We start from the raw sequence: 8525 nt of genomic DNA, 5'->3' as shown, positions 1-8525 counted from the left end.
GTCGGTCCCATCTCCTTCAGGGCGGCCTCGATGCTGCGGGTGAGCCGCACCGTGTCGACGTCCGGCTGCTTCTCGACCGAGACGATGACCGCGGGTCGCGCCATGTAGCCGGCGTCGCCGCGCTTCACCTTCGCGGCGAACGAGACCTCGGCGACTTGCCTCAGGTAGACGGGCGCGTCGTTGACCGTCGCGACCACCAGGCTGCGCAGGTCGTCGAGGCTCATGGTCCGGCCGATGTTCCGGATCAGGTACTCGCGCGCGTTCTGGTCGGTGAAGCCGCCGCCGGCGTTGGTACCGAACTGGGCGAGCGCGGTTTCGAGCTGCGCGTTCGTGACGGCGAGCGCGCGCATGGCGGCCGGGTTCGGGCTGACGCGGAACTGGCGCACCTCGCCGCCGATGGGGATGACCTGCGCGACGCCCGGGATGTTCAGCAGCCGCGGCCGGATGGTGAAGTCGGCGACCTCGCGCACCTGCATCGGGCTCGCGGTGTCGCCCGTGACCGCCACCAGCAGGATCTGGCCCATGATCGAGGAGATCGGGCCCATCACCGGCGTGACGCCGCGCGGGAGCTGGTCCTGCACCAGGGCGAGGCGCTCCGCGACCTGCTGCCGGTTCCGGTAGATGTCCGTGCCCCAATCGAACTCGACGTAGGTGATGGACAGGCCCCCCCCGGAAACCGAGCGCACCCGGCTTACCCCGGGTAGGCCGTTCATCCGGGTCTCGATCGGATAGGTGACGAGTTGCTCGACCTCCTGGGGCGCGTACCCCTCGGCCTCCGTCATGATGGTGACGGTCGGCTTGTTGAGGTCGGGGAAGACATCGACCGGCAGCTTGGTCGCGGTGAAGGCGCCGTAGAGTACCAGCACCGCCGCGAGCGCGAGGACGAGCAGGCGATTGCGGACCGATTGTCCGACGAGGAAGGTGAACATCGGCGGATCCCTCAGCGGACCTGGTCGAGGAGTTCGGCGCCCTGCGTCACGACCCGCTTGCCGGGCCCGATCCCCTCCGCCACCAGCACCCGGCCGCCGTCGAGGGGCTCGACGCGGACCGGCCGCGCCTCGAAGCGCTCGGCGGTGGTGTGCTCGTAGACGACGTCCTGCCCGTTGCCGGCCCGCACGACCGCCGCGCGCGGCAGCGCCAGGCCGGCCTGCTCGGTGTCGGTCCTGGCCAGCACGGTGACGAACTGCCCGACCCGCAGGCCCGAGGCGTCACCTTGGACGGCGAACTGAACCGGAATGGCTTGGTTGCGGTCGGCGAGCCCCGAGCCCTGGTAGGCGAGCTTCAGGGTGCGTCCGTCGGCGAGCCGCGCGGTCGCGTCCTGCGCCGGGGTCAGGGCGTCGAAGCTGAGCGCCTCGACCCAGAGGCGGTTCGGGTCGACGATCTGGAAGACCATCTGCCCGGGACTGGCCATCTGGCCGGCCACGGCCGCGGCCTGCGCGACGACGCCGTCGACGGGGGCCACCAAGGGCTCGGGTTGCTGGCGGAATTTATCGAGGGCCGCACGGCGGTCCTGCAGGCCCTTAAGCTCGGCGACCGCGTCCTCAAGCTGGCTCTGAGGCACGGCCGCGGTCGTGGCAAGGCGCCTGTAGCGGTCGACCCGGCGCTCGACGATGGAGATCTGCTGGTCGAGGTCACCTTGCGTCTGACGCATGTCAGAGGCGTCGACCGCCTGGATCGGCGGCGTCACCGTGGCGAGCACGTCGCCCTTGCGCACCTTGGTGCCGAGGCGCGGGAACAGCCCCGAGGCCGGCGGCGCCAACCGCCCGCCGACAGAGGACTGCACGACGCCGCTGGCGTTGGGGTCCGGAATGATGCGTCCGGGCAGTTCGACCGTGCGGTGGAAGCGGCCCTGCTCGGTCATGGCCGTACGCAGGACGAGCAGGCGCTGTGTCGGCTTGGGCACGAACACGGACCCGTCGGGCAGGCGCTGGGCGAGGTCGGAGGAGCCGGGGGCGCGCGGCTCGGTCAAGGCCGCGCCCTGGACCGGCTCGCCGTGATCCTCGTCGCCGTGGGCGAAGGCGGCGGTTCCGATGACGAGCGTGATGCCGATGGCGAAGAGAGCCAGGGCGGGCATCCCGCGGCGGCCGCGCGCCAAGGCGGTCACCAGTACGCCGAGCAGGAAGGCGACGGCCACCGCGCCCATCAAGGTCGGGTCCTTGCTGGCAAGCCGCTCCCTTGCACCATGAGCGGCCTCGGACACGCGCGTCAGGGCCGCCCGCTCCGGAGCCGGCCTCGACGGTCCGGTGGCCGCGACTGATTTCGGGTCGGGCATGGTGACCGCGACAGGCAGGACGTCGACGTCGGAGCCAGCCGTGACGGTAATGGCGAACTCGTGCCGCCCGGGCTTCGACAACCACAGTGCCGGCAGCGCGTAGCCACCATCGGACGTGGCGGTTGCGGACTTCGGGCCCTCGGGCGTCTCGACCTCGACCGTCGCACCGATTACCGGCTCGTTCGTCCGGAACCGGTCGAGGAACAGCGTCAGGGTTCCGTCGCGCGGGATAGCGACGAGTTCGAAGGCGTCCGACAGGGCCTCGCCGCGCGGGGCGATCGTCTTCGAGACGGGCGGCTGGGCGGCGCCGTGGTCATGCCCCTCGTGGGCGAGGGCTGAGCCCGCCAGGACGGCGGCAAGCAGCGCCACCGCGCACAAGGCGGCGGCAAAACGGGTCGACATGGGAAGGATATCCTCGTGGAGGGATGTCCGGGAGGCGCCGAACGCGGGCGCAATCCGGGCGTCGCGCGCCTCAGGCGCGCCTCATCTCACGCGAGGGTTCGTGGGGGCTCGGGAAGGGCCTCGGGGCCGATGCCAACGCGGCTGGCGACATCGGACGGGACCAGCGTGACGGCGCCGAACAGGTCCACGGACAAGCCGACCGGACCCGCGAGGACGCCGGTAGTACAGCAGGTCATCGTTCCGCAGCAGCGCGTATTACATCCGGGGCGGCAGCAGCCGTCCTCGGTCGGTTCGATGCGTGCTGCCTCGACGGCGGGGAGCACGACCTTGGACCACGCCGGGAACCACGCCGGCGCCTCGGCCCTGGCTGCGGCCCTCGCCGGCACGGTCGTGGTCGCGACGACCGGATCGACGGCCTTCGGCTGCGCCGCGGCCATGTGGTGGCCGTGGTGCGTGTGGCCCTCGTGGGCCTGAACGGCGGACGGCGCGACGTAGGCGATGATCGCGAGGATCATCGCCGCCATCAGGCGCAGGATCTGCCGGTTCGGGCTCATGGGTACGGGATTACACCGGTTCGGGTGGCGGGACTATGAATGCCGACGTGTGATTTTTGGTTGCGTGGGTGCCGGCACAGGCCGCCGCGAACATGGCCTCCGCCGGGAAACCGGCGGCGGTGATGGCCCGGGCAATCCCTTCGGCCGGGGCGGTCGCGCCGGATACCGTGACGAGCTTCGCACCGAGGTTGATCTCGACCCGGGCGTTGGGCTCGATGGCCTGAACGGCTCGGGTCACCGACTTGGCGCACCCGCCGCATCCCATCTTTTCGACCTTCAAGCGGACCATGACGCTCTCCCTCGGATGACGTCCGGATGAGATGGGGCTTCCCATCGTGGGAAGGTCAAGGGCTGAAGAAACGCCGTCAGGTCGGGGAGGCCGGGGTCGATGCGGTGGCGTGGTCCTGGTTGCCATGCCGGATACCTTCCCAGCCGAGCCAGCCGGTGTAGAGGCCGACCAGGACGATGAGGGCGGCCGAGGCGTAGGGGGCACGGCGCGCGAAAGTACCGAACCCGGACCAGCGCGAGGCCAGGTGCCTGACGCTGAGCGCCGCGATGACGCCGGCTGAGACCATCGTCAGCGCCAGGCCGACGCTGAAGCAGACCACGAGCGCGAAACCCAGGCTGAATTGCTTCAGTTGAATGCACAGGAGCAGGACCGTGATCGCCGCCGGGCACGGGATCAGGCCCCCCGTCAGGCCGAACATCACGATTTGGCCAGTCGTCACCTGCCGGCCCGAGAAGCGGCGGCGGATGTCGGCGGCATGGGCGCGGGCATGGGCGTCGTCCTCGTCGCCGAGGTTCATGTGCTCGTGGTCATGGTCGTGATCCTCGAACGCGACCTCGTAGGTCTCGTCTCCCGCAGGTTCCATCAGGCGAACCCTCGCCGTGAAGGCGTGCGGCTCCGGGATCGTCTCCAAACTCTCCAGGAAGTCGCCGCCGTTGGCGAAGGTGAACGCCTGCCGGCTCCCGTCCGGGCGGACCGTCTCGATCAGGAGGTCGCCTGTTGACGGCAGGTCGCCACGCTCCGCACGCACCCGCCAGCGCGGCGGCACGCCGTCCTCGAACACCTCCAGCGTCAGGAGGCCGGTCCCGGTCGTGACGTGCTTCGCCTCGTCGTGATGGTGATGGTCGTGGTGCTGCTCCCGCCAGGTTCGCCAGGCCATCCAGAGCGCGATGCCGACGATCAGCATCGCCGAGGCAAGCTGGAAGTAAGGCTCGGAGGCCTCGCCGCCCCATTGCTGGCCGAGATACTGACCGCCCAGCGCGATGACCCACACGACCGCCGTGTGCGACAGCGTTGCCGCTAGGCCGAGCAGGACCGCCTGCGTAACCGTGCCCCGGACGGCGATGATGAAAGCGGCCATCATCGTCTTGGAATGGCCGGGCTCCAGGCCGTGCAGCGCGCCGAGCAGGATCGCGCTCGGCACGAACAGCCAAGCGTGCGCGGTCCCCTGCTGGAGCAGGTCAGGCAAGGAAGTCATCGGCGGCCGTCATTTCAGGTAGGTTCGCACCACCTCGATCAGCTCGGCCGCGCCCCGGGCGCGCTCTGCATCCGGCTCGGCGTCCGGGTTCACGACGTGATGGCGGATGTGGTCTTCCATCAGTTCGGCGGTCAGCCCGTTGATGGCCCCGCGCATCGAGGCGACCAGCATCAGGACGTCGGCGCAGCCGAGTTCGGCCTCCAGGGCCCGCTCTACCGCCTCCGCCTGTCCCTTGATCCGGCGTACCCGCGCCAGGAGCTTGGTCTTTTCCTTGATCGTATGGGCCATCGCAGGCTTCCTCGTCGTTTGGATATATAGGGGGGTACCCTATATGTGTCCAGCGGCATCTATGCCGTGGGGCTTGAGGAGCCGTACCATGAAGAAGGACGCCCCCTGCATCGGGGTCTGCCAGTGGGACGGGCGTACAGGCTGGTGTCTCGGCTGCGGCCGTACCGTCCCCGAGATCCGGGCGTGGCGGAAGATGACACCTTTTCGACGGACAGCCCTCGCCCGTGAACTCCCGCGCCGCGTAGGGCCGGTCGGTGGAACGCGCGGTCCGGGCCGCTCCGACGATTGGTGAAGGTCGCCAGTGGCTGAGGTCGACCTCGGGCCGGCCTTGGGTCCTGCGAAGATCGCGATCGCCAATTCATTCGGGGGCGCCGCGACATCCGCTCCCGTACGTCGCGGCGCGTCGACGTTCTCACCGCTTGCTGTCCGGGGTGCGCTTCACGGGCACCCATCCGGCGCCCGGCGTGGTGGTCGGCGGGAACCGGGTGTTGTCCGGGACCGTCGCGTAGTTCTCGCGCTTGCCGCCGCGCGGACCTTCCTCGCGGTAGATCCCACCGTCGTTTCCGGAGCTGCTGCCCGGCGTCTTCCTCGTGCCCATCGAACTCTCCTGCGGCCACCTTGGCCGCGGAGGATGTGCGCATCCGATCTTAGGTTAACAAGTTTTCGACGCATGGCGGCACGCCGGGATGGACCGCGGCGGCTCGATGTGCTGTTGATATCTCGATCAGATCGGCCGGTGGCTCCTCGCGACCTTGCCCGGATGCCTATCGGGCCCGGCGTGAAACCGTCGGGGACCAGGGCGAGACTGGCCTAAGCCACTGAGCCGGCTTATGATCCAGCCCGACAGCGACTTCCTGATAGGGCCGTGCACTGGTCGACGGTGGGCGCATCGCGCAGAGCTATGCCGCCTTCGCGCAAGACCGGTCCCGGGCAAACGAAGCGATGAAGGCGCTCGGCGTCCTGGCCGGGCGCGCCGATCCCGAGGAGCCGTTGGCCGCCGACGCCGACTGGATCGAACAGAGCCTCGCGCTCGTCCGACGGTGGTCGTCGGGGCTTGGACGCGCCCAAGGGTGGTGCGCGTGGCAGTCCGCCGCCCAGAATGCGCGTCAGACCGGTCTTACACCGCTGATCGACGCCCTGGAGGATGGCCGCGTCGCCTCTGACCGCGCCGAGACTGCTTTCGAGGCCGCCTATGCGCGCTGGTGGATCGACCGCGTTGTCAGCGACGATCCTGTGCTCCGGCGCTTTCTGCCTGAGCGGCACCAGGATGCCATTCAGCGCTTCCGCGCCGCCGATGCCCGCGTCACCGAACTCTCGAAGCAGGTCGTCCGCTCGCGCCTCGGCGGCAGCATCCCCGGAGCGACCGCCTTCGGGGCCGACCCGGAATGGGGCACGCTCTCGCACGAGCTAACCAAGAAGACGGCGCACATGCCGTTGCGGAAGCTGTTCGGTCGGATGCCGACGGCCCTGACCAAGCTCACCCCCTGCGTGATGATGAGCCCGCTCTCGATCGCGCAGTACCTGCCGCCCGACAAGGAGCCGTTCGACGTCGTCATCTTCGACGAGGCCTCGCAGATCTCGCCCTGGGACGCGGTCGGCGCGCTCGCCCGGGCGAAGCAGGTCGTCATCGTCGGCGACCCCGAGCAGCTGCCGCCGACCAACGTCGGCGACCGCGGCGTCGACGACATTGAGGATGGGAGCGATGTCACGGATCAGGAGTCGATCCTCGACGAATGCCTGGCCGCCAACATCCCGCGACGGAACCTCGACTGGCACTATCGCAGCCGCCACGAGAGCCTGATCGCTTTCTCGAACAACCGGTACTACGGGGGGCGGCTCGTGACGTTCCCGTCGCCCGTGACCGACGACCGGGCCGTCCGGCTCACCCTCGTGCCGGATGGGGTCTACGAGCGTGGGGCGGGCCGCGTGAACCGGCCCGAGGCCCGCGCCGTGGTCGCGGACATCGTGCGTCGCCTGCGCGATCCGAGCTTTGCCGAAGAGCGGCGCTCGCTCGGCATCGTCACTTTCAACGGCGAGCAGCAACGCCTGATCGAGAACCTTCTCGACGAGCAGCGGCGGTCCTATCCCGACCTGGAGCCCTTTTTCGACAAAGACCGCTGGCACGAGCCGGTGTTCGTGAAGAACCTCGAGAACGTGCAGGGCGACGAGCGCGACGCCATTATCTTCTCGGTCGCGGTCGGCCCGGATCAGAGCGGGCGTCCGGTCAGCACGGTGTCGTCGCTCAACAAGGACGGCGGCCACCGCCGCCTGAACGTCGCCATCACCCGCGCCCGGCGTGAACTCGTCGTGTTCGCCTCTATGAGGCCTGAGCAGATTGATCTGGGCCGCACGCGGGCGCGAGGTGTCCGCGACTTCAAGCACTTCCTCGAATTCGCCGACCGCGGCGCGCGGGCGCTGGCCGAAGCCTTCGCGCCGACCGGGGGCGATGTCGAATCCCCGTTCGAAGCAGCAGTGATGGCGGGACTCGAAGCCAGAGGCTGGACCGTCCACACGCAGATCGGCGTCTCCGGTTTCCGGATCGATCTCGGCATCGTCCACCCCGACGCTCCCGGGCGCTACCTCGCCGGCGTCGAATGCGATGGCGCGACCTACCATAGCTCGGCCACCGCGCGGGACCGCGACCGCCTGCGCGAGCACGTGCTGACCGACCTCGGTTGGCGTATCCGCCGGGTCTGGAGCACGGAATGGTGGATGGACGCCGAGGGCGCGCTCGCCAAGCTCGATCAGCGCCTGGTCGAGGACCTCGAAGCCGATCGCGCCAAGGCTGCGCCGGTAGCGCCCATCGACGTGGCTGTTGAACCCGAGGCGGTCGAGCACGGAGGCGATGAACCGACGCCGGAGCCCGAGAGCGCTTCCCCCGTCGCGGACACGCCGAGCGAACCGGCGAATGATCCGGAGCCCATCAACGAGCCGCTTCCACAGCGCCGCTATGCGGATCAGGCCACGTCGACCACGCAGCCAGCCGCGAGGCCGGAAGCTCATGACGACGTGCGGGACTACAGGATCGCGGATCTGAAGGACTTGGAACGGCCGGTCGAACCTGGCCGTTTCTACGATGCCTCCTATCGCCCGACTCTCAGCGCCATGGTCGACCATGTCCTCGTCGTGGAAGGGCCGATCTACGAGGAGTTGCTTATTCGGCGCATCGCTCGCGCTCATGGCCTCCAGCGCGTCGGTCCTCTCGTGCGAGAGGCTATCGCTGCCCGGATCGATGCGGCCATCGCGCGAACCGACGATGAGGGACGTCCCCTTCTGTGGCCGCGTGGCAAGGAGCCCAGGACGAGCTATCCATACCGCCCGGCCGACGCGACCGTCCGCAGTCACACCGACACGCCCATGCCGGAACTCGTCGGGATCGCGACGACCCTGCCATCCAACGCCTCTGAAGCGGAGCGCGCGAGGATGATCGGTCAGCGTCTCGGGCTGTCACGCATCGAAGCGTCCGCGCGGTCTCGGTTCGAGAAGGCAAGCGAACTCGCCCGCCAGTCAGCCGTGTCGTGAGAC

Annotated in this window: 8 protein-coding genes and 1 pseudogene; 2 read left to right on the top strand and 7 right to left on the bottom strand. The window is 69.3% G+C overall.

Going from position 1 to position 8525, the window contains the following annotated elements:
- From ACQKQD_RS32555 to ACQKQD_RS32530, 6 genes and pseudogenes are all read right to left on the bottom strand, one after another.
- Positions 1–929, bottom strand: a 929-nt coding sequence (locus tag ACQKQD_RS32555) for an efflux RND transporter permease subunit (RefSeq protein ID WP_427510771.1), incomplete at its 3' end; no start/stop codon positions are given.
- A gap of 11 nt (positions 930–940) precedes the next feature.
- Positions 941–2674 carry an efflux RND transporter periplasmic adaptor subunit gene (locus ACQKQD_RS32550; RefSeq protein WP_427510770.1) on the bottom strand — a complete coding sequence of 578 codons (1734 nt, stop codon included), beginning with the start codon at positions 2672–2674 and terminating at the stop codon, positions 941–943.
- An 86-nt stretch (positions 2675–2760) separates the two neighbouring features.
- Positions 2761–3228: a hypothetical protein gene (locus ACQKQD_RS32545; RefSeq protein ID WP_427510769.1), complete on the bottom strand. Its 468-nt coding sequence runs from the start codon at positions 3226–3228 to the stop codon at positions 2761–2763.
- 79 nt (positions 3229–3307) lie between these two features.
- A pseudogene (locus ACQKQD_RS32540) lies at positions 3308–3517 on the bottom strand (heavy-metal-associated domain-containing protein); the annotation flags it as partial.
- A gap of 76 nt (positions 3518–3593) precedes the next feature.
- Positions 3594–4712 (bottom strand): nickel/cobalt efflux transporter, encoded by a 1119-nt coding sequence (locus ACQKQD_RS32535; protein WP_427510768.1) that lies wholly within the window; start codon positions 4710–4712, stop codon positions 3594–3596.
- Between the two features lie 9 nt (positions 4713–4721).
- Complete coding sequence (locus ACQKQD_RS32530) at positions 4722–5000, bottom strand: metal/formaldehyde-sensitive transcriptional repressor (RefSeq protein WP_238193862.1); 279 nt, start codon at positions 4998–5000, stop codon at positions 4722–4724.
- 43 nt (positions 5001–5043) lie between these two features.
- On the opposite strand from ACQKQD_RS32530, the gene ACQKQD_RS32525 reads away from it, so the two are divergent.
- The gene (locus ACQKQD_RS32525; RefSeq protein WP_427510773.1) at positions 5044–5292 is read left to right on the top strand and encodes a DUF1289 domain-containing protein; all 249 of its coding nucleotides are present in this window, start codon (positions 5044–5046) and stop codon (positions 5290–5292) included.
- Positions 5293–5412: 120 nt separating this feature from the next.
- Here the strand turns inward: ACQKQD_RS32525 and ACQKQD_RS32520 are convergent, their stop codons facing one another.
- Entirely contained in the window at positions 5413–5598 is a 186-nt protein-coding gene (locus ACQKQD_RS32520) for a hypothetical protein (RefSeq protein WP_427510767.1), read from the bottom strand.
- Between the two features lie 344 nt (positions 5599–5942).
- Between ACQKQD_RS32520 and ACQKQD_RS32515 the strand changes: the two genes are divergently transcribed.
- Positions 5943–8522, top strand: coding sequence for a DUF3320 domain-containing protein (locus ACQKQD_RS32515; RefSeq protein ID WP_427510766.1), 2580 nt, complete (start codon positions 5943–5945; stop codon positions 8520–8522).
- The last annotated feature ends 3 nt before the right edge of the window (positions 8523–8525 follow it).

The sequence above is a fragment of the Methylobacterium sp. NPDC080182 genome (assembly GCF_050281105.1).
In the GTDB taxonomy this organism is placed as follows: domain Bacteria; phylum Pseudomonadota; class Alphaproteobacteria; order Rhizobiales; family Beijerinckiaceae; genus Methylobacterium.
Note: the sequence above shows the minus strand (reverse complement) of the source record. Positions and strands in the feature narration are given on the sequence as shown.